Source organism: Pantoea sp. alder81, assembly GCF_020179835.1.
GTDB lineage: Bacteria > Pseudomonadota > Gammaproteobacteria > Enterobacterales > Enterobacteriaceae > Pantoea.
Genome location: NZ_JAIUDA010000014.1, coordinates 1 through 25,058 on the forward strand (window position 1 = coordinate 1; position 25,058 = coordinate 25,058).

At 51.9% G+C, this 25,058-nt stretch carries 26 protein-coding genes; 8 read left to right on the top strand and 18 right to left on the bottom strand.

All coding sequences use genetic code 11. The features are described 5' to 3' along the window. Positions 1-588 (top strand): IS3 family transposase (locus LBW88_RS24585; RefSeq protein ID WP_224934454.1); only part of this gene is annotated, 588 nt, incomplete at its 5' end. A gap of 465 nt (positions 589-1,053) precedes the next feature. Here the strand turns inward: LBW88_RS24585 and LBW88_RS24590 are convergent. Beyond that, complete coding sequence (locus LBW88_RS24590; protein ID WP_224934455.1) at positions 1,054-1,263, bottom strand: hypothetical protein; 210 nt, start codon at positions 1,261-1,263, stop codon at positions 1,054-1,056. Between the two features lie 770 nt (positions 1,264-2,033). Between LBW88_RS24590 and LBW88_RS24595 the strand changes: the two genes are divergently transcribed. The 3 genes from LBW88_RS24595 (at position 2,034) to LBW88_RS24605 (ending at position 4,959) form a co-directional block, all read left to right on the top strand. Beyond that, positions 2,034-3,065 (top strand): tyrosine-type recombinase/integrase, encoded by a 1,032-nt coding sequence (locus LBW88_RS24595; RefSeq protein ID WP_224934457.1) that lies wholly within the window; start codon positions 2,034-2,036, stop codon positions 3,063-3,065. A gap of 138 nt (positions 3,066-3,203) precedes the next feature. Then, a complete protein-coding gene (locus tag LBW88_RS24600; RefSeq protein WP_224934459.1) occupies positions 3,204-3,977 on the top strand; it encodes a nucleotidyltransferase domain-containing protein in 774 nt (257 codons plus the stop codon). Between the two features lie 79 nt (positions 3,978-4,056). Then, positions 4,057-4,959, top strand: coding sequence for an Rpn family recombination-promoting nuclease/putative transposase (locus tag LBW88_RS24605; protein WP_224934461.1), 903 nt, complete (start codon positions 4,057-4,059; stop codon positions 4,957-4,959). Positions 4,960-5,114: 155 nt separating this feature from the next. Here LBW88_RS24605 and LBW88_RS24610 read toward each other — a convergent pair whose 3' ends face one another. Next, positions 5,115-5,705, bottom strand: coding sequence for a DUF2913 family protein (locus LBW88_RS24610; RefSeq protein ID WP_224934463.1), 591 nt, complete (start codon positions 5,703-5,705; stop codon positions 5,115-5,117). Positions 5,706-6,203: 498 nt separating this feature from the next. Here LBW88_RS24610 and LBW88_RS24615 point away from each other — a divergent pair, with 498 nt between their 5' ends. Next, positions 6,204-6,374, top strand: a complete 171-nt coding sequence (locus LBW88_RS24615; protein WP_224934465.1) for a hypothetical protein — start codon at positions 6,204-6,206, stop codon at positions 6,372-6,374. Positions 6,375-6,447: 73 nt separating this feature from the next. Here the strand turns inward: LBW88_RS24615 and LBW88_RS24620 are convergent, their stop codons facing one another. The 5 genes from LBW88_RS24620 to LBW88_RS24640 all read right to left on the bottom strand — a co-directional run bounded on the left by LBW88_RS24620 (position 6,448) and on the right by LBW88_RS24640 (position 11,486). Then, positions 6,448-7,728 (bottom strand): histidine-type phosphatase, encoded by a 1,281-nt coding sequence (locus LBW88_RS24620; protein ID WP_224934467.1) that lies wholly within the window; start codon positions 7,726-7,728, stop codon positions 6,448-6,450. A gap of 22 nt (positions 7,729-7,750) precedes the next feature. Next, positions 7,751-9,109 (bottom strand): MFS transporter, encoded by a 1,359-nt coding sequence (locus tag LBW88_RS24625; protein WP_224934701.1) that lies wholly within the window; start codon positions 9,107-9,109, stop codon positions 7,751-7,753. 106 nt (positions 9,110-9,215) lie between these two features. Next, the gene (locus LBW88_RS24630) at positions 9,216-10,025 is read right to left on the bottom strand and encodes an inositol monophosphatase family protein (RefSeq protein WP_224934469.1); all 810 of its coding nucleotides are present in this window, start codon (positions 10,023-10,025) and stop codon (positions 9,216-9,218) included. A 126-nt stretch (positions 10,026-10,151) separates the two neighbouring features. Continuing rightward, entirely contained in the window at positions 10,152-11,132 is a 981-nt protein-coding gene (locus LBW88_RS24635; protein WP_224934471.1) for a LacI family DNA-binding transcriptional regulator, read from the bottom strand. A gap of 96 nt (positions 11,133-11,228) precedes the next feature. Then, on the bottom strand, positions 11,229-11,486 hold the full coding sequence (locus LBW88_RS24640; RefSeq protein ID WP_224934473.1) for a hypothetical protein: 258 nt from the start codon (positions 11,484-11,486) through the stop codon (positions 11,229-11,231). 419 nt (positions 11,487-11,905) lie between these two features. Here LBW88_RS24640 and LBW88_RS24645 point away from each other — a divergent pair, with 419 nt between their 5' ends. Beyond that, complete coding sequence (locus LBW88_RS24645; RefSeq protein ID WP_224934475.1) at positions 11,906-13,168, top strand: sensor domain-containing diguanylate cyclase; 1,263 nt, start codon at positions 11,906-11,908, stop codon at positions 13,166-13,168. A gap of 281 nt (positions 13,169-13,449) precedes the next feature. Here LBW88_RS24645 and LBW88_RS24650 read toward each other — a convergent pair whose 3' ends face one another. From LBW88_RS24650 to LBW88_RS24690, 9 genes are all read right to left on the bottom strand, one after another. After that, positions 13,450-13,659: a CsbD family protein gene (locus LBW88_RS24650; RefSeq protein ID WP_017345754.1), complete on the bottom strand. Its 210-nt coding sequence runs from the start codon at positions 13,657-13,659 to the stop codon at positions 13,450-13,452. Positions 13,660-13,929: 270 nt separating this feature from the next. After that, positions 13,930-15,024: an SMP-30/gluconolactonase/LRE family protein gene (locus tag LBW88_RS24655; RefSeq protein WP_224934477.1), complete on the bottom strand. Its 1,095-nt coding sequence runs from the start codon at positions 15,022-15,024 to the stop codon at positions 13,930-13,932. 23 nt (positions 15,025-15,047) lie between these two features. Then, positions 15,048-15,569, bottom strand: coding sequence for a VOC family protein (locus LBW88_RS24660; RefSeq protein ID WP_224934479.1), 522 nt, complete (start codon positions 15,567-15,569; stop codon positions 15,048-15,050). Positions 15,570-15,660: 91 nt separating this feature from the next. After that, the gene (locus LBW88_RS24665) at positions 15,661-17,475 is read right to left on the bottom strand and encodes a glycoside hydrolase family 15 protein (protein ID WP_224934481.1); all 1,815 of its coding nucleotides are present in this window, start codon (positions 17,473-17,475) and stop codon (positions 15,661-15,663) included. Positions 17,476-17,546: 71 nt separating this feature from the next. Beyond that, positions 17,547-18,440 (bottom strand): SDR family oxidoreductase, encoded by an 894-nt coding sequence (locus LBW88_RS24670; protein WP_224934483.1) that lies wholly within the window; start codon positions 18,438-18,440, stop codon positions 17,547-17,549. Between the two features lie 404 nt (positions 18,441-18,844). Beyond that, the gene (locus LBW88_RS24675) at positions 18,845-19,207 is read right to left on the bottom strand and encodes a hypothetical protein (RefSeq protein ID WP_224934485.1); all 363 of its coding nucleotides are present in this window, start codon (positions 19,205-19,207) and stop codon (positions 18,845-18,847) included. A gap of 376 nt (positions 19,208-19,583) precedes the next feature. Next, complete coding sequence (locus tag LBW88_RS24680; protein WP_224934486.1) at positions 19,584-19,850, bottom strand: biofilm development regulator YmgB/AriR family protein; 267 nt, start codon at positions 19,848-19,850, stop codon at positions 19,584-19,586. A gap of 764 nt (positions 19,851-20,614) precedes the next feature. Next, complete coding sequence (locus LBW88_RS24685; protein ID WP_224934488.1) at positions 20,615-21,121, bottom strand: hypothetical protein; 507 nt, start codon at positions 21,119-21,121, stop codon at positions 20,615-20,617. 138 nt (positions 21,122-21,259) lie between these two features. After that, positions 21,260-21,502, bottom strand: coding sequence for a hypothetical protein (locus tag LBW88_RS24690; protein WP_224934490.1), 243 nt, complete (start codon positions 21,500-21,502; stop codon positions 21,260-21,262). 382 nt (positions 21,503-21,884) lie between these two features. Here LBW88_RS24690 and LBW88_RS24695 point away from each other — a divergent pair, with 382 nt between their 5' ends. Continuing rightward, complete coding sequence (locus tag LBW88_RS24695; RefSeq protein ID WP_224934492.1) at positions 21,885-22,130, top strand: biofilm development regulator YmgB/AriR family protein; 246 nt, start codon at positions 21,885-21,887, stop codon at positions 22,128-22,130. A 190-nt stretch (positions 22,131-22,320) separates the two neighbouring features. On the opposite strand, the gene LBW88_RS24700 is transcribed toward LBW88_RS24695, so the two are convergent. Next, a complete protein-coding gene (locus tag LBW88_RS24700) occupies positions 22,321-22,581 on the bottom strand; it encodes a hypothetical protein (RefSeq protein ID WP_224934494.1) in 261 nt (86 codons plus the stop codon). 844 nt (positions 22,582-23,425) lie between these two features. On the opposite strand from LBW88_RS24700, the gene LBW88_RS24705 reads away from it, so the two are divergent. Next, positions 23,426-24,589 (top strand): diguanylate phosphodiesterase, encoded by a 1,164-nt coding sequence (locus tag LBW88_RS24705; RefSeq protein ID WP_224934496.1) that lies wholly within the window; start codon positions 23,426-23,428, stop codon positions 24,587-24,589. 101 nt (positions 24,590-24,690) lie between these two features. Here LBW88_RS24705 and LBW88_RS24710 read toward each other — a convergent pair whose 3' ends face one another. Further along, positions 24,691-25,020 (bottom strand): hypothetical protein, encoded by a 330-nt coding sequence (locus LBW88_RS24710; RefSeq protein WP_224934498.1) that lies wholly within the window; start codon positions 25,018-25,020, stop codon positions 24,691-24,693. Positions 25,021-25,058 lie beyond the last annotated feature (38 nt).

The window sequence follows — 25,058 nt, forward strand, 5'->3', positions numbered from 1 at the left end:
CTGGGTGTAAAACGCAGGCGACGCCGTAAGGGTCTGGCGACTGAGCGGCTTCCGCTTCTCCGCCCGGATGCGCCGAACCTGACATGGTCGATGGATTTTGTCATGGATGCACTTGCCAGCGGCCGCCGGATTAAGTGCCTGACCTGCGTGGATGATTTCACGAAGGAGTGTCTGACGATCACCGCTGCTTTCGGTATTTCAGGCGTTCAGGTCGCGCGTATTCTGGACGGCATCGCGCTGTTTCGTGGCTATCCGGCAACGATAAGAACCGATCAGGGCCCGGAATTTACCTGCCGTGCGCTCGACCAGTGGGCTTTTGAGCATGGCGTGGAACTGCGACTCATCCAGCCGGGTAAGCCAACACAGAACGGGTTTATTGAGAGTTTTAACGGACGCTTTCGGGATGAATGTCTGAATGAGCACTGGTTCAGCGATATTCTTCATGCCCGGAAAATCATTAGTGACTGGCGGCAGGACTATAATGAGTCCAGACCTCATTCATCACTGAATTACCAGACGCCGTCTGAATTTGCAGCATGCTGGCGAAACGGGAAACATGAAGAAAAACCAACCGACATTACTAACTGAAGGTTGTATCTAATACTGGGGGCAGGTCAATTAATCTCTTAAGAGATTAGCAATGCACACTATTTATACTTTCACGCTAATTAATAATAATAAAATAAGGTAACTGCATAGTTAAAGGGATTTAAAAGCCAATCTGGAATTGCACTACCTTGGCAGGCTTAGTGTAATAATTTACTTCTAAAACTATTGTCATTAATCCTTACAGAAATAAGGTGGAGAATTTAAATATGATACCCATAGCTATTGGATTCAGAGATAGTTACTAAACCAGTTATAACATGAAGGTTTCAAACAATGAGCACAGCGGGCTGGGTCGGATGCGTTATAGTGATTGCATTGTTGGGCGCTGGCATTGTCGCTCTTTTAAGATTGTCTGCTCGGGTATCAAATAATAGTGATGACAAAGAATCTTAGTCATCACTTTCTCTCTCACCTGAAACCCGCGGAAAGCGGGTTAATCATCTTTCATTCAGTCAGGACTCTTATCACCATTTCGTAATATTTATCTTCTTTAATATCATGTCGCTCCCTTCTTTCCTGAGCAAGACGCTCAGATATTGACTTCTGGGTAATAGCAATATTCTCCCGATGCAGATTAAAGACTGCATCGCCAAGAATTGTACATAAGTGACCATAATCTCTGTCAACATTAAATGCATCAAACTTGTCCGTCATATACCCTCCGCTCATGAAACATTACGCTTGGCACGAAAAAGCCGTTGTAATGAAATTTCGACCCTTAAAAGATTTAAAATCGTATTGACTTTACCAGCAGTATTTAAACCAGACACTCTAATAGCAGGCGCCGGACAATATTTAGGAAAGATCCTGGTTTGAAATGAAAGATTTTAAAGAATTTAAAAAGAATTTCATCAACCATCAATTGGATTGCGGATTCAGAAGAATGCATCATCAAAAAACGCGCTCTACTACAGGTAACAAAGTGGCACGTTTTTTAATCGGAGCATCATATCAAATGACTCGCAACTAATTATAATCTTGTGCTCAACAATTTCCAGCATGGCTTCGCCTATTACCCCCGGTGACCGGAGGTAGCTACAACTCATTAACTGTAATAACCTTGTCCGAAATGGATTATTAACTGGATTCTAGCTTCATATAATGGGTATTTTATGAAGTGGGATAGGGGCGCACTCACCTACAGATCTTAAGTTCATCCAAAAATCTAACCTAATATAATTAAGTTTATATAAGGTCAGACAAACGACCAAAACCCCTGTATCATGCGGATCCGGGCCGGATCCTGAGCTTAACGGCCATTTATACAAAACGGCGGGACCTGAACGCTGCCCTGCTAAACGGGGCGGGCGCAGTCGGTTAAAATTCCGGCAGCGCTACGTAAAATCTGACGGGCATCTGCCCTGCTCTTTCTTCAGAATTCACGTAGCGATGCTGTCAGCTAAACGGGCAAATACTGAGCAAATATGAACGACATTTCCGGTTTTACCGGTGTGGCCCTCAGCGGCAGCGCCGATGACGATCTCACCGCGAAACTGGCCGCGTTCGTCCGGCACCGGGAGGCCTTCTCGCCTAACACGTGGCGCCAGCTGCTGAGCGTAATGCGGATCTGCTGGCGCTGGTCGCAGGAAAACCGGCGGTCATTTCTGCCGATGTCGCCCGAGGACATGCAGGACTACCTGTTTCACCTGCAGGCGATTGGCCGATCAACATCGACCATCTCGGTGCACGGTGCTCTTCTGGCAATGTTACACCGTAACGCCGGCCTGGTGCCTCCGACGGTTTCACCGGACGTTATTCGTGCTAAAAAGAAAATTAACCGTACGGCCGTCGTTTCCGGCGAGCGCACCGGGCAGGCGGTGCCCTTCTGCCGGCCGGACCTGAATCGTCTCGATGCGGCATGGAAGCATTCTTCCCGTCTTCAGCACCTGCGGGACCTCGCTTTCATGCACGTGGCTTACGGTACGTTGCTGCGTATGAGTGAGTTGTCCCGCCTGCGGGTATGTGACATTACCCGGTCGGCTGACGGGCGCATTATCCTCGATGTGGGCTGGACCAAGACCATTCTTCAGTCCGGTGGCATCGTCAAGGCGCTCAGTTCACGCTCATCTGAGCGGCTGATGGAATGGATTAACGCCGCCGGCCTGGCGGGTGAACCCGATGCGGTAATCTTCTGCCCCGTACACCGGTCTAACAAAATTACGTCAGTATCTGAAGTGCCCATGAGTGCACCCTGCCTGGAAGATATCTGGCGCCGCGCAAGACATCAGGCGGGTGCGAAAACTCCCCTGAAAACGAACAAGGGACGCTATTCCAGCTGGAGTGGCCACAGCGCGCGCGTCGGTGCCGCGCAGGATATGGCCAGAAAGGGCATCTCGATCGCTCAGATCATGCAGGAAGGTACCTGGACACAGACTCAGACGGTGATGCGGTATATTCGTATGGTCGAAGCTCACCGGGGCGCAATGGTAGCGCTGATGGAAAGCGATGATGATTAGCAGGATGCCTTCAGCTTAGTTTCAGCCTGAACCTATTTGTCGCATGCGCTCTATGAAATCTTTCGATGCGGCTGGTAATATTCTTCTTCCGCTGCTGGCTTCAGCTGAGGATGTCGTTAACAGCACGAAGGAGAAAGAATGGCGGTTGATAAAAATGGATTCATCACCGAACCTGTCTTCAGTGGCTTTCAGCATGCTTTCGCCCCAGTGGTTTCTGACGTGGTGCAGAAGCTGAGTTCAGACGTGCCTGACAAGATCCACAGCATATATGTGTATGGCAGCCTGGCTGAGGGCAAAGGCAGGGAAGCGTTATCCGACCTGGATCTGACGGTGATATTCACGCGGGAACTCAATGACCTTACAGCAGCCAAAATGCAGGTTGTTAAGGCAGAGCTGGAACAGCAATATTCAGTCATCAGTAAAATTGATATCGACCCGGGCGTGCTGGATGAGGTGATCTTGCCTGCCAGTGCGAATCGCTGGGGCTACTGGCTGAAACATCACTGCGTCTGCGTGTATGGTGAAGACCTGCGAGAACGCTTTAAACCTTTCAGACCTTCCAGGGACATTGCCGTCGCCGTTAACGGTGATTTTCTCACCGTGCTGAATGGCTATATTTCTCTTATGAAGCCCTCTCTGGAGCCTTTGCAACGGCATTCGCTGCAGCGTGCGGCAGCACGTAAGGCCATTCGTTCGACGAGCATTCTGAGAGACGAAAATGACCCGGACTGGCCGGCATCGCTTGAAGAGCATTGCGCAAAGTTTAATGACCGGTATCCGGCTCTCTCAGAAGAAATGGACTACCTGCTGAGCATCAGTAAACGGCCCCGTGGCGATATCATGACTTTCGCCAGCAGGCTCTCGACATTTGCCTACTGGCTGAATGCCGAATTCAGCACGCGCATGCGGTAATAACCAAAAGCCGGCAATGCTTTAACACCCACTTAACCTTCGGAAGTGGAAGATCATCTGGCTGACGGATATCAGTGACATGAGTAAAACAACAACACCGACACCCCACGATGCGACATTCAAAGCATTTCTGACGCACCCGGATACCGCGCGCGACTTTATCGAATTACACGTGCCGGCAGAGTTTCGCGCGATCTGTGACCTCAGCACATTAAAACTTGAGTCCGGCAGTTTTGTGGAAGAAAACCTTCGCGCCTATTACAGCGACGTGCTTTACAGCCTTAAAACCACCCGTGGTGACGGCTATATCCACGTGCTGATTGAGCATCAGTCTACGCCCGATCGGCATATGGCGTTTCGTCTTATGCGTTACGCTATAGCGGCAATGCAGCGGCATCTTGATGCGGGGCATAAGCAGCTTCCACTGGTGATCCCTGTCCTGTTTTACACCGGTCGGCGAAGCCCATACCCTTATTCGACAGACTGGCTTCAGGAGTTCAGCGATCCGGATTTGGCTGCCAGGTTATACGGCACGGCATTTCCATTTGTAGACGTCACTGCTATACCCGATGATGATATTATGAATCACCGCAGCATGGCAGCGCTGACGTTGCTTCAGAAGCACATCCATCGCCGGGATCTGGCGGAGCTTCTCGATCGGCTGACGACAACGCTGTTGACCGGACATCTGACGGGACAGCAACTAATATCACTGATAAACTACCTTATACAGGCAGGCGAAACTGAAGACGCTGAAGCCTTTGTACGTAATCTGGCACAAAGAATGCCGCAGCATGAGGAGGCTCTGATGACCATCGCACAGCAGCTGGAACAGAAAGGTATCGAAAAAGGTATGCAACTGGGAGAGCATAAAAGCAGGGTCGATATTGCTGAAAAGCTCCTCAAAAGTGGCATGGCTTTGAAATCCGTGAAAGAAATGACAGGTCTTTCAGAAGAAGAGCTTTCTAAAATACGTCACTAAGGCATTTACTCCCTGCCAGGATGTTCTGGCTTTGGCCAGGGGCATCTTCTGACTGGCCATAATAATACCCTGACATTGGCTGATGTAATTTCAAGCTAGTGTCAGGGCTGTACGCTGATTCTTTATCTCATAACCATCATACAGTTTGGCTGACCTTACTTTACATCAGCAATCAGAAGATGTAGTAAGGGATCCCCCACCTCTGCTTTGCGTTTCCACCCGGCACGTGACAGTAGAGCATCAACCGCAGAGAGTTCGGCGGTGATACGGGCGGCAAGCGGTTTAACCAGACTTCCCTGTTCATCAAATCCCGTTTCCAGATCGCTTTTCCGCAGGAAAACCGCCGGGATTCTAGGGTTCATTTTTACTGCCTGGCGCCCTTCCCAGTCGGACTCCGTGAGAATGCCATAATTAATACCCGTCAGCGTAACAGCGTGCATCACGTGCTGGAGGCGGATTAAATCATTTTGCGCAAGCAAATCACCGCTGCTTGCCCGCCAGAGATATTCCAGCTTGCCCGGCAGATCCGCCCGAAGCCCTTTCTCCCGTCCTTCCCTGAGCAGCCAGCGAATGTCATGGGCCAGTTCACGCCTGAACAGACGCTTCTTCTCTGCCGTCGCCAGCCATCTGCATAAAAAGAGATTTTTCTGCGCAGCGGAACTGACGGTTCCGGCCTGACGCGCCATGTTCAGTGCGATAAGCCCGCACCAGGCAAGATGATCGACGTAGAGGTTTGAGGTATCCATACTTTGATTTATTTTTTCGTTGATATATCGATTTAATTGCCGATCCTAACCTGCGCGGGCTTCAATTTCATCCCTGTTTATCAGAGAGCCTCTCTGCCCCTCAGGTGGCGAGGGGGTGACGGCGTAAACGGAAGCTCGGGTTATAGAAAACTCCTATGACCAGTAACAAAAGGTAAATATAAATTCCACCCTGAGCAGAGTAATATCGTGGTGCACACACAGCTACGCTGTTGCAAACGAGAATTTCTGTACTGATTTATTTAACCCGTGTTCAGACGGGTTTTTTCAGTATTCACGCCGGCATTTTCCGGATGTGAAAAACGCAGACCTTCACGCCTCAGACGGCAGCTGTGTTCGGGCATAAAGGCAAGCTGTATTCAGGACAGCGCATAAGGAAATCTGAGCATAAATACCGTGAGAGGTGTCTTGTGTTGCCTGCCGTACAGCTCATGGACAATCAGCTGCCTGCCACTCTGGATCCTGACTTCCAGGACCGTCGTGACGCTGGCTGCGGCATTGTTTTTAGCTGATGCGAAACGACTGCCTACCAGTCTGGCCAGCTCCGCTTCCGTTAACCTCATGATCATGCCGTTCTTTTCCAAAAAGACTTTCAACATAACCAAGATAGCTGAAATGCGGGCACTGGTGACGTTTGCGCGCTTTTCCTGAAAATGTCAGACCTGACATTCGTAGCGGATAATACGGGCACGCAGATATCTGTGTACCCGTGTACGTTAGTGACTTACTGATAGCTCACCGGCGTGATGGAAGCGGAGTCCAGATTCCGGTTAAGCGCTTTCAGCGCCGTTTTCATCGGACACAACGTGCCCACTTCGGTGATTCGGCAATCTGACTGGCGCCATTCTTCCCGCAGCAACGGATGTTGGTCATCAACCGTCTGCAGGCGTCGCAGGTCATCCAGGCTCTGCCCCTGGAAATAGACGTGCAGGAACCGTTCGCCGCTTTTCGTATCGCGCCAGCGCTCAAACACCAGGCTGCTTCCCGGCGGAATGTTGCCACGCGTGTAGCCTGGCAGTGTCCACGTGAAGTTCATCAGGGTGCGCACCATGGCGATATTGGTATCATGGGCAACCAGCAGCAGCCAGCGGGTGTCCGGCAGCCTGTCAGTCGTCCCTGAAACACCCTGTCCGACGCCCTGCAACATAGTGTTGAGCAGGATCGACCCGCGTTTTTGCGCGGTATACATCACATCGTTGCCCAGATCGTAATTCGCCGTGAGCAGCGGCAGCACCGCCGTGATCTGCACGGATGAGGTGATGTTACCCCACGCCAGCTGGCTCAGCGGCAGGTTTTCATTCCATCCAAGCCGCAGGGTTTCAACCATATTGGCCAGCACGCTCAGGCCGTCGATGGACGCTTTGCCGCTTTTGCCCTGCTTAATTTGCCATGGCTTATCGAAGTACGAGCAGTCAGCATCCGGGCTGCACACCGCATGTTTGAGTGCCTGCACCGCCGGCTGCAACGCCTGCTGACGTGCGGCTAAATCCCCTGCCTTCGCTCTGACTGCCGCCAGCTGTTTTGCCGGGTCAGTATTGGTGGCAGGAAACGCTTCCGTCTGGAACAGCGGATCGTCCTCTCCCTCAACCCGATGGACCTCGACGCCGCAGCCTGGAAACGCCCCATCAACCAGCGCCTGTGCCGTGGCGCGGGTGCGCTGAAGTGGGCTGGCCCGCACGTATACATCCTGCGGTTGCGGGCAGCCCGCGGTCAGCAGGCCAAGCCGGCGGTAATGTTCCCCTTCCCAGCGGCCCTTGTTCTCCACGGCGGCATAGCCGTGACCGGTGAGCTCCCCGTCGCGCGTGGTCCAGGTCGTCCAGGCACGATGCGTGGCCGCTTCAATATCCTTACGGTTGCCCGGCGTGGGCGGGCGAATGCCGTGACGGTTGAGCTCGACGACTTTCTCCAGCTGATACTGTGCTTCTGCCTGCGCCTGAGAGGCGCAAAGCCACAGTGCACCGGCAATGAACAGGCGTGCGGCGGCCTGATGTCTGCGTGGCATCATAATGTCTTCCTTACTGAGCTGATTAAGAGGTAGAAAGGGTGCGGTGTTCGCTGGCGTTACGTTTTGCCACCATTACGGCGGTGACAAAGCACAACAGCGCTGAAACGAGACCGGCTGCCACCCAGAACAGGGACAACGTGTGAAAATCGTAGATTTTTTTGCCATTCTCAATCACCGAGGTTCTGTCGATGATGATGCCGGTGAGAAACTCACCAAACCCGGCGCCGGCGTAGCTGACGATGCCGATGGTACCCAGCGCTGCACCCGCTGCTTTACGGGATGAAATGTCCACGGCGAGCAGGCCGCCAAGGAAGCAGGTCAGCGCACCGATGGTGGCACCAAAAATGACCATGGAGATGATGTCGGTGTAGTAGCTGTGCGGTGACCACAGCATCAGCGCAAAGCCACCGGTGTTAATCAGGCTGATGAAACCGGCCATGATGCTGCGATTTTTCGCAAAGAACCGGTCCGACAGCACGCCCGCCAGGATGGTGCCGACAATGCCCGCGATGGCATTGACGCCGATGATGGCTGAGGCCTCCACGGTGGTGTAACCCTTGCCCTGCTGCAGGAAGAATATGCCCCAGGAGTTCACGCCGTAGCGATCGATGTACATAAAGGCGGAGGCCAGCGCCAGCGTCCACAGTGCCGGGTTGCGCAGCGCAGACAGCTGGTTTTTCAGGATGGAGCTTTTTGCCTCGTGTTCTTCCAGGGGCTCGTTGCTGATTTCATGAATGGACGGGAAACCACTACTCTGCGGCGAGTCACGCATAAACAGCAGCATGATTACCACGCCTGCTGCGCCCAGTGCGGCAGTGGAGATATAGCCCATGTGCCAGCCGTATCCGGCAATCACCGCGGCGATCACCATATAGGTCATGGCCTCACCAATGTTATGCGCGGTCGACCAGATCGAATAGAAGGTGCCGCGCTCTTTCGTGCCGTACCAGCGCGCGAGCGACACCGCACACGGTCCCACGCCCATCGACTGTGCCCAGCCGTTGATGCCCCAGAAGATGGCCAGCAGCATGGCGTTAGTGGTCATGCCCATCATCAGGTTCATGCCTGCGCTGAGCAGCAGGCCCAGGCTCATAAAGCGCACCACGTTCGCGTGGTCGGCAATAAATCCGTTTACCAGCTTGCCGATGGCGTAGCTGAAAAACAGCGCAGAGCCGATCATGCCCAGCTCGGAAGGCGAAATGCCCAGGTCGACCAGGGCGCTTTTGGCCACGGTAAACGACAGCCGGCACACGTAGAACGTCACGTAAGCGAGCGTCATCGCCAGAAACGTCTGCCACCGGACGAAGCGAAAGCGCTGTTCATTAAAGGCGCCGGCGTGTTTCTCCGGGCTGGCGCGGAAATAGCTGAGTAATCCTGACATCATATTGTCTCCGAAAGGCGGAGGCGTTGCTGATTGCTGTGTATCATCCCTGACGGCCGGATCCATTTTATGTAGAGTACAGAATCAGAAGCCCTGCCCGTGCAGGTTAGCGTAAGGGTTGTTTAACCCATTGTTTTAATTGTGGGTAAAGCGTTTCACTTGCCAGAAGTACCGGGTTTCCGCGCGCGATGCCCTCGTCAGCCAGGTAGTCATTGGTGGAGCCGCCAGCCTCGCGCATCAGCACGATGCCCGGCAGGCCGTCCCACGGGTTCATATGCGGTTCGTAATAACCAATCAGTCGCCCGGCGGCAGCCCAGGCGCTCATCAGCGCGCCCGAACCGTTGCGGACGAACATGCCGCCGTGCTGCAGCAGTTCATCCAGAAACGGCAGGAAATCTGCGGAGGACACGCGGTGCGAGGTACCGACGCCCATCACGCCGCCTGCCACGCTGGTTGCCGCATGCGGTGTAATCCTCTGGTCATTGAGCCATGCGCCCTGTCCCTGCAAAGCATGAAAGAGTTCGTGGTGATTCGGGTCGTACACCACGCCAATTAGCGGTTCACCATCTACCACAATCGCCAGCGACAGGCACCAGGTGTGCAGTCCGTTGAGAAAACAGCTGGTGCCGTCAATCGGGTCAACGACCCACAGCACGCGCTGCTGTGTATCCACGGTGCCGCTCTCTTCACCGAGAAATCCATCTTCCGGGAAGGCGTCTGCAATGCGTGATTTGACGTAAGACTCCACCTCGCAGTCGGCGCGGCTGACCACGTCCTGCAGGTCATCCCCCTTGTGTTCGGTGAGCAGGCTGTCGCGCTGCTGATAAAACTCATAGGCCAGCTTTCCCCCGGACTCAGCAAGACTGCAGGCGAAACGGTAACGCGCCAGAAGCGAATCAACTTCATGGGTAGCCATAACTTCTCCTCGATAATGCACACGTGTGCATTTTGTGGCAAAAAATTAGCCCCGCAGGGCAGAAAGGAGTCTGGCTGGATTGCGAAGATTAATCTGTGAGCAAATCCACATAAAACTAATTTTCCATTATGCGCTTTGACGAACGATTAATTTCACCGGCACGGCACGCTGGCGGGACGGAAGGTCAAACTGTTCAATACGGGTGACCAGCAGGTCGACCGCCTGCTGCGCCAGACCGTCCGTATCCTGCTGCACAGTGGTGAGGTGGTAGGGATCCCAGCTTGCCTGCGGAATGTCATCAAAACCGATGACCGCAGGAAGAGGGCCGCTGCTGTTCAGCGCCCGAAGGCCGTCCATCGCGCCCAGTGCCAGCATGTCCGTGGCGCACAGCAGCACCTGACATCCGCTGAGCTCCTGTGCTTCCGCCCGGCCTGCCGCATAGCCGCCGCCGGCAATAAAACGGGCAGTAATGGTGAGGTCTGGCACACAGACCCGCAGGGCCTCGTAGCGTTGTTCCGTACTGAAATTGCTGCTGTGTTCGCCGATAAACCCAATATTCTGCCAGCCCTGCTTTCGGCAGTAGTCGGCCATCAGCTGCATGCCCTGCGCGTTGTCACTGGTCACGCGGTCGCAGCCCGGGAGGTCCGCGTGGCGGTTAATCAGCGTGACCGGTATTTTGCGCGCCAGATACTCTTCGGCGAGCGACAGCGGCGGCGCCCCGGAGGTGATGATGACGCCCGCAACGTGATAGCTGAGCAGCTGTCGCAGCGAAGGCGCCAGCTGTTCCGGGTCGTCGGCATTCATCAACAGCGGCATAAAGCCGTGCAACGCCAGCTGGTGGACCAGAGGGGCGAGAAGCTTGCTGCGGAAAGGGTTATCGAATCCGGCGGTGACGATGCCGATAAAGTTGCTGCTCCCAGTGTTCATGGTGCGGGCAATGATATTGACCTGATAGCCCAGCTGCTCGGCGGCACGCATTACCTTCGCGCGGGTTTTTTCTGCAACGGACGCGCCGGGCGTGAAAGTTCTGGAGACGGCCGAACGGGAAACACCCGCCAGCCGCGCCACGTCTTCAGCTTTTACCCAGCTTTTCCCTTTTTCAGTCATCCGTTGTCCACCCTGCCGATTCGCCTGCACTGATTACACAGGGAAAACTCAGCTCAGGGCTACAACTTTTTTCAGAAATGCTGATGGTGCCCCTGGTCAGGCAGGTTGCATGACCTTTTTCTGACGTATGAGTCTGTTGTGTTTTTCAGTGGCCAGACTGAGTTCGTTCTGCAGCTGAAGGTACTCTCTCCGGGCTTCGCTCATACGCTTCGCGTGCAGCAACGTTTCCCTTGCCGTGGTTTGCTTTTCTTCCAGCGCACGCAGAATAATTTCTGATTCGCGCAGGTAGCACTTCAGCTGTTCGATGTGAGCTTCCTGAGCAATCACTGCTTTTTTTACATTTTTACAAGTCATAACCACCTCAAAATTTCCTTATTCCTAAAGCATAAAGCGTAATAACGAAAACTATAACTCGCTAATGGCTTAGTGAACTTTCGGTTGGTTATGGAGCACAGTGTTAGACAGCCTACATAATAGCGCTACTAAAGCCTATTTCGGGGGGATGTGACACTTAAGTTAGCGGACTGATCAGCCGATAAACATTGATTCGTAATTGCCGATAGTGTCTGACTGATCCCTAACTCCAGAAATAATCCGCAGTTTGATTTCTGCAGGTTTATCTACAACGCTAAGCATGGTTGCCATACCTAAAATGAAACGCTTTTATCTCTTAAATGATGAACTCCAGGAACGGCAGTGACTGATAAAAGGTATCTATCACGATCATTGTTGAGGTTATCCAGCATCGACAGTCTAAAACGGAGTTCAAAATAATGAGCAATGCGATCAAACCTACCCTTTCCGCCGTTTGGTCCACCGACGCCAGTGGCTTCTGTGTTAACAGTCAGGAAAGCCCTGAAGGCCTGATCCCCGCACTTAAAGGCGTTACGCTGAGTGCATGGCTGGAGTTCGCACAGGCTGATGATGATGCAACGATTGCGCAGCAACTTACTGCTGCGCTGGAAATGTTAACCCCTTTCAATATCGAAGTACCGATTAACTGCCTAGACGGGACCAGGCGCCGGGTGATTCTGTCTGGTTTGCCGGAATGTACTACCAGTAACTCTCTCTACCATTTCAATGGATTTATCCTTGATATAACCGTTCAGCGTAAAGCACTTGAGGATGCTTTGCGCACGGCGACCGAATACCGGTTGTTGATTGAAAACAGCACCGACTTAATCGCGCATTGTGACAAGGACGGCAGGTACGTATCGATTTCGCCTTCTTACAGCGAAATGATTGGATGGTCAGTGGACGAGATAGTTGGCCAGCGCGTGGTTGATTTCCTTCACCCTGACGATCGCGTATCCGCCGGGGATGCGTTAATGCATATATTTGAGGGTGGCGTGCTGCCGGACGTTGTAGAGGTCCGCAAAAGGCACCGGGATGGCCACTACATCACGCTCGGTACTAAGGCGTGCGGGGTAGATGATCCCTCTACTGGCGATAATATCGGAGCCGTGCTTGTCTCACGCGATATCACGCGTGACAAGGAAAAAATGAGAAGGCTTGAGAAGCTTGCTACCCGGGACACGTTGACCGGATTGCCTAACCGGGCCTGGGTTTACGATAAAGTCAGAGGGATGCTGTCTGAGGGAGAAGATCTCACTTTCACAACAGTTCTTTTTATCGATCTTAATGGATTCAAACCCGTTAACGATGCCCTGGGGCATGCGGCAGGTGACGTTTTGCTACAGCAGGTGAGTGAGCGATTAAAACACTGCATGTGCCCTGGGGACTCAGTGGCGCGCCTGGGAGGAGATGAGTTCGTCATAGCCGCTAAATGCATTAATCGCGAGGCGGCTTCAGCGATCGCACAGCGTCTTATAGACAGCCTCCGGGAGCCATTCGTTATTCATAAAATGGAAGTGCGTATCGGGGCATCCATAGGTATCAGCCTTGCAGGCTTCGGATCAGTAACCGTCGATCAGTTATTTGATCGCGCTGACAAAGCGATGTATCAGGCGAAAGCTAAAAGAACGGGCTCTTATCAGTTTTATGGTGGCTGTATAAAGGCTACAAAGGAGAGTTGAAAAAAACCGGCACATTGTGTGCCGGTTAAAAATTCAAGTTTCCAAGAGATTGGGTTTCACCCGGCACTAACTATAGATTAATTCAGAAAAAAATCGCTATCTTAAATTTAAAGTGGCTCCGCACAGGGCAGTTTTCAGAATTCCCCTTTGAAGTGAAAATCTTTAGGGTGAAATAGACGTACGGCACGCGGGCAGATTATTGGCCAGCCCTGTATAACGTACTTATGCCATGCAATAAAAAAACCGGCATGGGAGCCGGTTTCAGTATCAAGTCCAGGGGTTTACCACTTATAGTGGTTAGAATCTTCCCAGTCCTTCAGCTCTTTTTCAGCCTGCTCCTTGCCGTAACCGTAACGTTCCTGGATACGGCCGACCAGCTGGTCGCGTTTACCTTCCGCGACATCCATATCGTCGTCGGTAAGTTTGCCCCACTGTTCTTTCACTTTGCCTTTAAACTGCTTCCAGTTACCGCTGATGCGATCTTCGTTCATGTCGGTCTCCTTCGTTAATTCACGGGCTGCCGCCTGGCAGTCCCTATGCAGAACTTCATGCTAATCAATATGGCTCATGCAGGGCATTTTTCCAGTCTTACATCACATTCTCGGAACTTTCCTGACCTGAAGTCACCCTGTCCGGTATCCAGACACTCCCCCTGATGGCTTCTATTCAGGAGCGACTTCCGTTCTATGCCTGCAATTCCTTCTGTCCTGCCCTGTGACTTTGTTATGCATCGCATAGAATTGATTAACACAATCGTTTTCTTAAGTGCTCAAGGAAAAACGGTAAACCGACCAGGGGCCATGCGTTGCATCTTTACCCGGATTGTTATCTGCCAGATACTCAATCTGAGGTACGGGTACATAGATCCAGCCGCCTGAGATAACGAGAGCGTCAGGCGTTATGAGCCTCTCATCCTGTATCAGCGTCTTCAGCGTACCGTCAGGCTGAAGTTTATCGACAGAGCGTATCTCCACGTTGGAAAGATAAATATTTCCTGCCGCATCGATGGCGGACCCACCTATTGACGGAATATCCGCAACTTTCTCAACTTGCCCCGCCAGTGCTTTATCGCTTAACCGCTGATCTTTTAATGAAGCCGTAGGAATACGATAAAGCGGGCCGGTCGGGGGCGCATAGTAAAGCCATTGTCCGTCAGGGCTGACCTCGATAACGTCACTGTGCACGGCGGGGCGTTTTCCGCGGTTATCTTCAAGAATCCGGCCCTGGTAGCCTTTCTGAACGAGCCCCTCAGGTTTACGCAGCAATGCATTTCCGGAGAGCCGCCTTATCGTTTTGCCCGTCTCAAGGTCGTGAATGATGACGCCGCCAAGCCCGGAATCAGTCACATACACGGAGTTACCCTGTATGCGTAGGTCGTTAGGCGCACCACCCGGCGGTAAAGCTTTTTCATCAAACCGGATAACTGAAGCCGCTTCGCCTGTTGCGATGTTGAATGCGACGAGTTTTGCCGCTCCCTTTGAAGGTTGCTCACCCTGAGGAGCACCTTGATCAACCGCCCACAGCAGGCCGTCTCCGAAGTGATGGCAGGCATTAACGTTGACAAGGCTGTTGAGACCTTCATCACCCGGCGTCCATTCATTCCAGTGATTACCCGGGAAGGGGGCCAGGCCAGATTCGGTCACGCGTGCAAGCGCCGGCGACTTCTCATGCCCTTTAAAGCGGGGGAAGTTGAGGAACATGGCGCCACCGGCTGAGACAGCAATGCCGTTGGCAAGCCAGGGGGAAGTGGCGGCAACCTGCAGTTGCGGATTAATCATCGACTCTGCCACAGCGAAGGCTGCCCGCGGCAGGCATAATGTTGCGAGCCCGCCCGCAATAAATTCACGTCTTTGCATCGTCTGGCCTCCGGTTAAAAGATTCAGGCTTCCGGTATCCAGCGCTGCTGAGTGGCTTCAGCGTCATAGCGAATGCCTGAAGGCAGCGTGATGAGCTCGATGAGGACGCCAAAAGGTGTCATGCCGAACCACGTCTGATTGCCTGCCCCCTCCTCCTGAGCAAAGCAGTCGGAAGGGCCTTCAAGCATTTCTGCGCCATGTACCCGCATTCTTTCCGCTGCCTGGTGAATGTCATCCACATACACTGAGAAGTGGTTAATTCCCGGGAGCCCCGGGTGAGCGGAACGATCCTTTGCGGGAGGGTCTGTCTGGAACAGCTCCACATTGCAGCCATTCTTCAGCCGCAGCATGGACAGGCCGGTCAGCTTGAGTTCAGCAGGGAATCCATTGAGAGGAGCCATTTTTTTACCCGGAACAAATTTATCTTCTTCAGCGGGCGGAACGATACGATAGAGCACAGATGCATCCAGCGCACCGGTGAAGAAATGCTCGGCCTGCTTTAAATCAGAAACGGTAATGCCAATGTGTTCAATTCCTCGGATCATTGGTTATATCCTTTTTAAAGTGATGTAAGAGGGCCAGCCGGGCTGTATCTGTAAAGCTGGCACCCTGCCCTCAGAAAAAAATGGTTGAGGTTTAAGCGTGATCGGTCAGCGCCTGCGCCGCACAGATGAGAGCCAGGTGGCTCAACCCCTGTGGCATGTTGCCGCGCCACTCGCCGCTGCGGACATCAAACATTTCATTGAAGGTTTCGACGTTACCGCGCTGGCAAAGCTTATCCATAATCTCTTCCATTGCCTCTTCGGCTACCCGGGTGTCACCCGTGGCCGCCAGCGCTTCGACCATCCAGAAAGAGCAGGCAATAAACGTGCTTTCTTCCTGCTCAACGCCGCTGTAACGGTATAGCATCGCGCTGCCGTGGCCCAAGTCCTCCCGGATGGCACGATAGGTGGCACGCATGCGTTCCGGGTTAACCGTGTTGCCATAGTGGTGTACCAGCGCCAGAGCAGCATCGAGCTTACCGTCAGCGTGGGGATAGAAGAGGTAAGCCTGCTTTTCCTCTGACCAGCAGTACTCCTCAATCCATCCACTGATGCGATCCCGCTCCCGCTCCCAGCGCTGAACCCAGGTGGGTTCGATGTGTTTAGCTTTTGCCAGTGATACTGCGCTGTCGAGCGCCAGCCAGCAGGCCATTTTGGAGTGGGTATAATGCTGTTCGACCGGCAACTCCCAGATCCCGCTGTCTTTCTGACGCCACTGATCGGCACAGTAGTTCGCCAGCTCTCCCAGCATGCGTGAAGTTTCAAGATCCAGGATGTGGCCGGCACGGATGAAGAGTTCTGCCGTGGCCAGCATGTCGCCGTACATGCTGAGCTGAACCTGATCGCGTGCGTTGTTGCCGATACGAACAGGAAGAGAATGCTGATAACCGCGTAAGGAGGGGTAACTTTCTGCAGGCACCACACCGCCTTCCAGCGTGTAACAGGCGCGCAGCCGGGTGCCGTGGCGTATGATGGTTTTCGATAACCAGGAATAAGCGGCTTTACAGTCTTCCAGCGCGCCCAGGAAAACGAACGATTTGATAATCAGGCAGGCGTCGCGCACCCATGCATAGCGATAATCATAATTCTTCTCTCCGCCAATGCCCTCGGGCAGTGAGGTGGTTGCCGCAGCGGCCAGTGCACCGGTTGGCGAATACCAGAGGAATTTGAGAGACAGCGCCGAGCGTCTGACGTGATCTGCATAACGGCCTGCGTAGCTCAGGCTGTGCGTCCAGTCGCGCCACGCCGTATGGCTGGTTTCAATACGGGCATCAATGGCTTTCAAATCAGGCACTGCCAGCGGCTCGCGCTCCGTCACCAGCAGGGCGACCAGCGAGTGGCTTTCAGGCCGGGAGCGAAGCGTTGCGCGTATTATCCCGTCGCCGCGCTCAGCGATCAGCCAGTCTTCAGTCGTGCGCAGCATCGCCATCAGGTCGGCAAGATGATAAACGTCCCCCTGTTCGGTGTTATCCCACCACGGTGAGCGTGTTTCGGCTGCGGTACCGAAGCGTAACGTCAGGCACAGTTCAACTTCGCCTTTAATCCCTTCAATACGTCTTGCCAGTTCGCTCCAGGGAAGACGACCGGCAAGCGTACTGTTAATCGACTCAGTAATGAGTACGCTGCCATCCTGCGTGATAAACCGTGTTTCCAGGACGTTGCTGTCAGGGCGGTAGGCCCGTTCCGTACGATAATCCTCAATGGGTTCAATCTGGAAGAAACCGCCGATCTCGGGGTCCAGCAGGCGGTCAAACAAGGGGGATGAATCAAGGTTTGGCGCACACCACCAGTCAATAGCCCCATCCGGGGCAATAAGTGCCACAGACCGACCTTCACCAATGGCCGCATAGTCCCCAAGACGGGCAAACCCCTCCTCGCGCATCGGCGATCGTAGTATCTGATTATTCATTGCTCTTCCCTGCATGCTGAGACGACAACGTGGCCGCTTTAGGCCACGTTCTTCAATAATCCTGCTGACACTCAGACCGTGCCGGTGCCGCCATCGGAGCACCAGACCTGGCCGGAGGTGAAGCTGTTGGTGGTTTCAGCGAAGGTGATATAGAGAGGCGCAATTTCTGCCGGCTGGCCAGGACGGCCCAGCGGTGCGGTGGCACCAAACTGCTCAACTTTTTCCTGTGGCTGGCCGCCGCAGACCTGCAGAGGCGTCCAGTAAGGTCCGGGTGCGACAGCGTTAACGCGGATTTGCTGTTCGCCCAGCTGCTTCGCGAGGGCTTTGGTGAAAGCGGCTATCGACGCTTTTGTCTGAGCGTAGTCCAGTAAAATGGAGCTCGGTTCGTAGGCCTGTACTGAGGTAGTATTGATGATGGATGAACCGGAAGGCAGGTATTCCAGCGCCGCTTTGGTTATCCAGAACATCGCATAAACGTTGGTCTTAAATGTAGCGTCAAAATCTTCCGTAGAGAGCGTACGGATGGATTCATTAAACTGCTGACGGCCGGCATTATTAACCAGAATATCCAGACCATCTAATTGACTGGCAGCTTCGTTAACCAGTTTCTGACAAAATTCTTCTGAGCGAATATCGCCTGGGATAGCAACGGCTTTTCGTCCTTCGGCTTCGATTAATTTTACGACTTCTGCAGCATCCTGCTCTTCATCCGGCAGGTAATTAATTGCGACATCGGCGCCTTCACGCGCATAAGCGATAGCAACGGCACGACCAATGCCGGAATCGCCACCTGTAATCAGTGCCTTACGGCCGGTAAGCCGTCCTGTTCCCCGGTAGCTGGTTTCACCGTGGTCGGGGCGTGGTTCCATTTTACTCGCCAGGCCAGGAACAGGCTGATGCTGTTTTTTAAACGGCGGCTTCGGATATTCCTGTGTGATGAGCGTTTTATTAGTGAATGAGTTCATCTGTGTCTCCTTTTTGGTGAGTAAATTAAGCCTGGCAAAAATGTGATGTTTGTCACGCTGACAGACATCAAAATTATATTTATTTATGAGCGCAGCGTAATTCCGCTGGGATATTGAGCATCTCTAATGAATAAGGCAGAGCGTATTGAAAACCAGAAGAGAGATGAGAAGATTCTTAATGAGGGTGTCAGACTTATAAATCAGATAATCAGTGTTTAGGAATCTGCCCGTTAATCTGTTCTCTTTAAATGAATGCATTACCATTCAAATTAATGTCTGGTTCTGAATGATTTTTAATCGAAAAATAAACACGCTGTGACTGCAGCCAGGCGCGACGGATGCCCGAATTGTACCGGGCCCCCGAATGGCCCGTAATCATGCGTTTCTCTCAAACAGGGGACTGATTAGAATCGTATAGAAGGTGTTCTGATCAGTTTATCCGTCGGATAATAGTTCTCATCACCATCTTTATCCGGTCGCAGGTATCCGCTTTCCGCCATCCAGCGGATCATGTCGGATAAATCAGAAAACAGCGCTTCTCTGTTGTTATCATTAATAATATATCTGTCCAGTTCAGTGATCACATCATCTGTGCGATGACTGAAGTTAATCCCGGGAGCAGGTGCGTGGAGTAATGAACCGCAGGCTTTGAGATGCCAGTTCAGCGTTAACTGTGGCCGGCATTCTGCGTGTTGCGGAAATTTACTGAGACAGTGTCCCCGAACGATCTTGTAGACCTCATCAAAACTGATTAACTGGTTTTTCACTTACCCTCCGGACAATCCATGACAACGTGCAATTTTAACCGCTGGCTGTCAGCTCATATTTAACTCACTGACAAATTCACATTGATTTAAAAACTTTACGCTGCGTTTACTACTCCTTCGAATATAGCAGAGTATTCAGGCTGCTAAGGAATACCCGTATCGGGAGTTATAACGGGTCATTACTGTCTCATTCCTGCCTTGATAACATTCAGGGTAAACCAACCTGTCTGCTGATATTTTTTTGTGTGGAGATGGCGGTAACGATTAAGGCGGTGGCGTGACTTTTTTGCGCATCCTGCTGACGTATATCAGCGGAAGCGTTCGATCAGGAACAGGAGGTCTGTCAGAACGCTTCCGCTGCTTTCATCAACGGGAATCAGTCATCAGGTGTGTGTCCGACAACGATTTCAAGCGTCCTGCGAAGTGTGTCTGCCTGCCTGTCGCTGCACGCTGACTCAAGTTCCCTGATGAGATGGAGGATGAGGGATTTATTGGTCACGCGACCCTCTGCGGGCAGTACGCTGCATATCACCTCATTCAGCAAAGCGGCTTCGTCTTTGGCCTCAGGTCCAGCGCTGCGCATGAAACTGGCCAATCTGGTGTCAGTCAGTGCTGAAAGGATGTCGTCATTGTTCTGCATCATCTTGTTCCGGTTAAGGTTTAATCCAGAAAAATTATAACCAAGACGGCAGAATATGCGCGGTGCCCTCCTCCTGTGAGGGTCACGTTCAGAGTTTCGCCAGAGTCGCACGGGTGGCACATTAATGGGTACCTGTATTTGTTTTAATGATGGCAGATAAGGAAGCTGTGTCTGACGTCAGTCAGAATGAATCCTCAACTTCGTGTTCCGGTCATTAACCTGTAATACCGACTGTGACTGACCACGTTTCAGGAAGGCCTGCTTCCGGAAGTCAGCCGCTGAGTATAAAACTGCAGATATCGGTATATCTGATTTTATAAGGTGATTAGCACCTGCCTGAGTCGTGACCGGTCCTGCGACGCTTACAGGGCTCTGCCTGCCAGGTTAGCTATCCGCCGAAGTCATGAGGCATGTATATAGGAGATGTTAGGGCACAGTGATTGGCTGATACAACACCTGCGACGCTGTGAAGCGTAGTAATGATCGCTGCCCCGCCAGACAGCGGGTATAAGTCATTTCATATCATCTGTCACGAGGTCAGCCAGGAGCGACTGATCCGGGCCACACAGCATGGCGGGAAGGTCTTCACGACATTTTTGCCTGAAATTCCACTTTATCAGCGGACTGAACCCGCTCCACACCACATCAAATGGTGCTTATGATGTTCTGATGCACTGGCGGGGTAGCCTGTCACGTCAGGGCATATCTCGACCCGGCAACCCTGTCCGGTGAGGCGGATCGCTTCCATCAATATCTCCGTGGCGTCATCAACGCTGACGGCTTCCAGGAAAAACCGGTACGGCATGACGACGGTATGATGCGTTGATCATGGTGTGCGCAAGCTGCACGACTGCATTGTGAAAGCGCGACTGTCGCAACGGAGCGTCCGGTCTGCGGGCACTGCGTAACGTTAAATTTAGCGGTCTGAGATAGCAGTTTACAAAGTCATCGCTGCAGTAGTCGCTCCCTGTCTGTCGGATGCGATCCTGCAGATGCTCACTGGAAGGATTGTCCAACTGAACATGCAGTTCCTTCCGGCGCTGCTCCCAGCCGCTGGCAGGCGCAGGATACCCGTTCAGTCGCAGGCGTACTTCGCTCAGCGCATCGCCGGAGGCTGTCAGATTAAGAATCTGATAAATGTGGGTCAGCTGCGCATCGGAATACCCGTCAGGCAGGGCGGGTGCGCCAACAAGGCCTGCACGCCGCCAGTTGCGAAGTATTCCCGGAAGTAAACCTGTCATTCCGCAGACGGTTTTGGTGGTGGGAGAGTTCACAGATGCCCCTTGTGGGGTGAATGGCCGCGGGCATTACTGCCGGGGGAGAGAACAGTCTGCGATCTTTTATACAAAGTTAAACCCTACACACCTGAAAACCGCGCTATGCCAATATCGGGGATATCAGTAATTAACTTTTCATGGCAATACGCAGTAGGTGGTGCGCATATTTTTTTCACGCACCACCATATCCAGAGCCTGCCTGTCTTCTGCCAGAACATCGATACGTGCGTTAATGAGCGCAGAGAATCGCTCAGCATTAACAGCGTGAGGCGCATTCTGTTCAAGAACGGCCAGGTTAAATTCACCTTCGCCTATAAACCGCTTCAGTAGAGCGATGTGAATATCGAGCTCTGCGTTACAATACCAGACCATTTTCATTCGAACCTCACTTCAGGAGGCTAAACGAGCCCTGTCGACCTGACGTTATTAAACCAGAATGCAGATAATTATTCAGGATGAGTATTTCATTTTTTATAAAAAGTAACGAGCTATTTTAATTTATGAGTTTTTGTCCTTTATATAACGTGCATAATAACTAAGCGAGACGGAAAGGCAACAACACAACCCATTGAAATATAGTGCAAAAAATAGTAATCCCCCTAGAGCTAGGCTTAACAATTTAAACTTAGAAGGCCCATATCTGTCATACGACATATAAGGTATTCTGAAAGCATGTTTTGAAACGAGAATCTTATCTGTACATTATTTATGAGTTAAATTACGTTTCGCACTGTGAAATGACTATTACGCAGGAATGATGATGCGACAGGACGGCTTACCCCCCGGAAAAGATACGGGGCTGCCTGGCTATTTAAACCAAATTACCGATCCGGTTCAGATGGAATTGCTGGGGAATATTACCGTCGAAATTCTCAGGCAGGAAAGGCGCCTGACCCGTAACGCTATCTGCCTTAAGCTTGTAGGGCGAATCGATGAAGCTCACGATCCAGAAGAAGAAAGGCATTTACGCGCGCTTCTGGGCATGTTGTTTAAAAAGGAATGGTGACATGCTCTACTTCTGAAATGGCATCTCAGCATGCAGATGCCTGACCTTGAAGACCGGAGTGATAAGATGCTGATACGATGAAGAAAGTGTCGTCCCTGACAGTTTCTCCGGCCGGTTCACGCGATGGCGCAACCGATGAGGTCATTCACGTTGTCGTTTTCCGGCCAGAGCCGGACTACGTCTCCTGGCGTCAGTTCTTCTCGTCGTTCAGGCCTGCAAGCGTTTGCAGGTATGGCACATGGCGGAAGGCCTGCTCCGGCTCATGAAAACTTCTCAGCCAGCTGGTGGCCTCCGAAATTTCAGTGAGCCTCGCATTGCTGCCGCCTGCTCTGGACATGAAACCCAGTTCCGCAATGAGAGACTCAATGCTAATCTCCCGCTCGCTGAGTGCAAGGCTTAGTGCCGCTTCGCCAATGATGACGTGCCCTTTCCCGTCGTGTTGAATAGACAAATTAATTCCTCCATTAACGTTAATAACAACCTCACCACCAACTGTAGGCAATACAGTAGATTTTGCCGGGATAAAATTCCTAAACAGAATAATTGATTAATTTTCAGAAAATTTGAGTTAAGTCGAGTGGTTAGTCGATCCGCTGCTACACTCCCTGCGCTAGTTGTGAAATCTTTTTGTATGAATTGAGTTATTGACCCCGTGGTGAAAGCCCGGGGGCTCTTTTATCAGGATTATGTGCCCTGGTTTCTGCCCCCTTTCTGGTCCCGCCTCCCTCCGTCTTCACCTTTCAATGACGGCGGCGAATCGTAAACAATCAGCAGTTTTGAGTATCGTTATTCTTTATGTACTGGCTAACTTAAAAAGACTGCTAAATCCTGATTATCCTGTAACTAACTTAAATTAATTGTCGAGACACATTGCGGTGAACTGACGCACTGCAAAAAAGTTGTTAATAAATTCATCTGATCGATACAGTGAGATTTTATTATTTTTTTTTGATTAAGTTAATAACGGCAGCAACGATCTTTTGTCATGGCTTATTATTGGAAATATATGTCCGTAAAGAAAATTTATGAATTCCTAATCGAAAAGCGTTCTTGTTCATCTTCAACAAGGTGTAAGTGTTATTTCTGTCCGATTTTAAGGGAAATTATGGTTGGTTTTCAGGTGTCGTTGTCACGCGTTCCGAAGTGTTTCAATTGTGCATTCTTTTGGAGAACTCAACAGCATTGCTGCATAAATAAATAATTTTTTAGCTTGCGCTCCGCTAATAATAAGGTGTCCGTAAAGCATACAGACTGCTATGGTGTGCGTGGACAATCATAATTAAGCGGAGCAGAGCATGCTGACAACTATAATATACAGAAGCCATATTTTAGACGATGTACCCGTCAAAATTCTGCCGGGTATGGTAAGCCAGGCGAGCGGTTTCAACGCGAGCCGGAACGTCACGGGTATTCTGCTGTTTAATGGCACGCATTTCTTTCAGATCCTTGAAGGGCCTGAAGCAGGTGTACAGGAAGTTTATGCGCGGATCTGCTCAGACAGGCGCCATCATAACGTCGTGGAACTGATGCGGGATTATTCCCCCTCACGCCGGTTCGGTAATGCAGGTATGGAGCTCTTTGATTTGAGAACCCATGCTCAGGAGACCGTGTTGCAGGCGGTACTGGACAGAGGCACCTCCCGCTACCGGCTGACTTATGACGATCGCGGACTCCAGTTCCTGAGAACCTTCGTCGAATCGCGCGAGAAAGAAAACTATTTCGAAGTGCTTCCCCCTGACTACTGGGAGTTTGTTCCGGCGGACAACGATCCCGTTACTTACGGGGATACGGGCATCAGCTTCAGACCGGTAGTGGATCCGCTGGGTCGTGAAGTGACGGCTATTGAAGCTATTCCTGACAGATTACAGGACGGCCTTAATGATGATGAGCGCTATGAATATGACCTTGGTGCAGTATGCCTTGCGCTGAAAAAAGCCGGTAAAGCCTGCCCCGACGGGATCCCACTTTATGTCACCATTCTGCCCATGACGCTGGTAGCGATTCCGGGCGCTGTTGGCCAGATAGTCAGTGCGATTGAATCCGCAGGGCTTGTGCCTGAGCAGGTTATCTTTGGGGTCAGTGAAAGAGAAGTCATATCGCAACTGGACGAATTTACGCGCGCCATCCGCTATCTCAGACAGGCGGGCATAAGCATTTCAATCGATAACTTTGGCGACGGTTCTGCAGGACTTTCTCTGCTGGCAACCGTTCAGCCTGACAGGGTTCGCATTGACGCCGGTATCATCCGCCATATTCACCGCAGCGGTCCTAAGCAGGCGGTTGTCCATGCCGTTATCAGATGCTGTTCAGCGCTTGAAATCAATATCATAGCCGCCGGCATTGAGCATCCGGAAGAGTGGATGTGGCTGGAAGCCGCAGGGATAATCGATTTTCAGGGGAGTCTGTTTTCCCCTGGCGGTGCTGCTGTTGCCTGGCCCGAGTCCAGAGAAGCGATGTAATCGTCATCAGATATCAGGGACTCTTCCGGGTAATTTCCCGGAAGACGTCCGGTTACTGCCTGCTCTCGGCTGCTGGCTTGTCTATATCACACTTAAAAGAGTTAAACGGATCTTGCCGCAGTACTTTGCTGAGGCGTTCTCCCTCTTACCCTTGCAAGCGCTGCAGAGGATTTATCCAGAATGCTGTTGCCCGCTAGCTTCGGCTGAACCTGTGTCCTTTTTCTGTTGAACTTATCAAGCCAGCTCCGAAAATGCCCCGTCATCGCGCTGGCATGTTGCTGATCGGGAGTACGGTAAATCAGTAACCGGCTGACCGTCTGATGGCTCTGATCGAGAAGATAAATTTCATATCCCCCATCCCGATTTTCGCATTCAATTGCTGTGAAATGCATAGCTGGCCAGCGGTTAACCCGCTCCAGAAACTCGCTCATTATCATAATTATTCCTATTCTAATTATTCGCAGGCTTT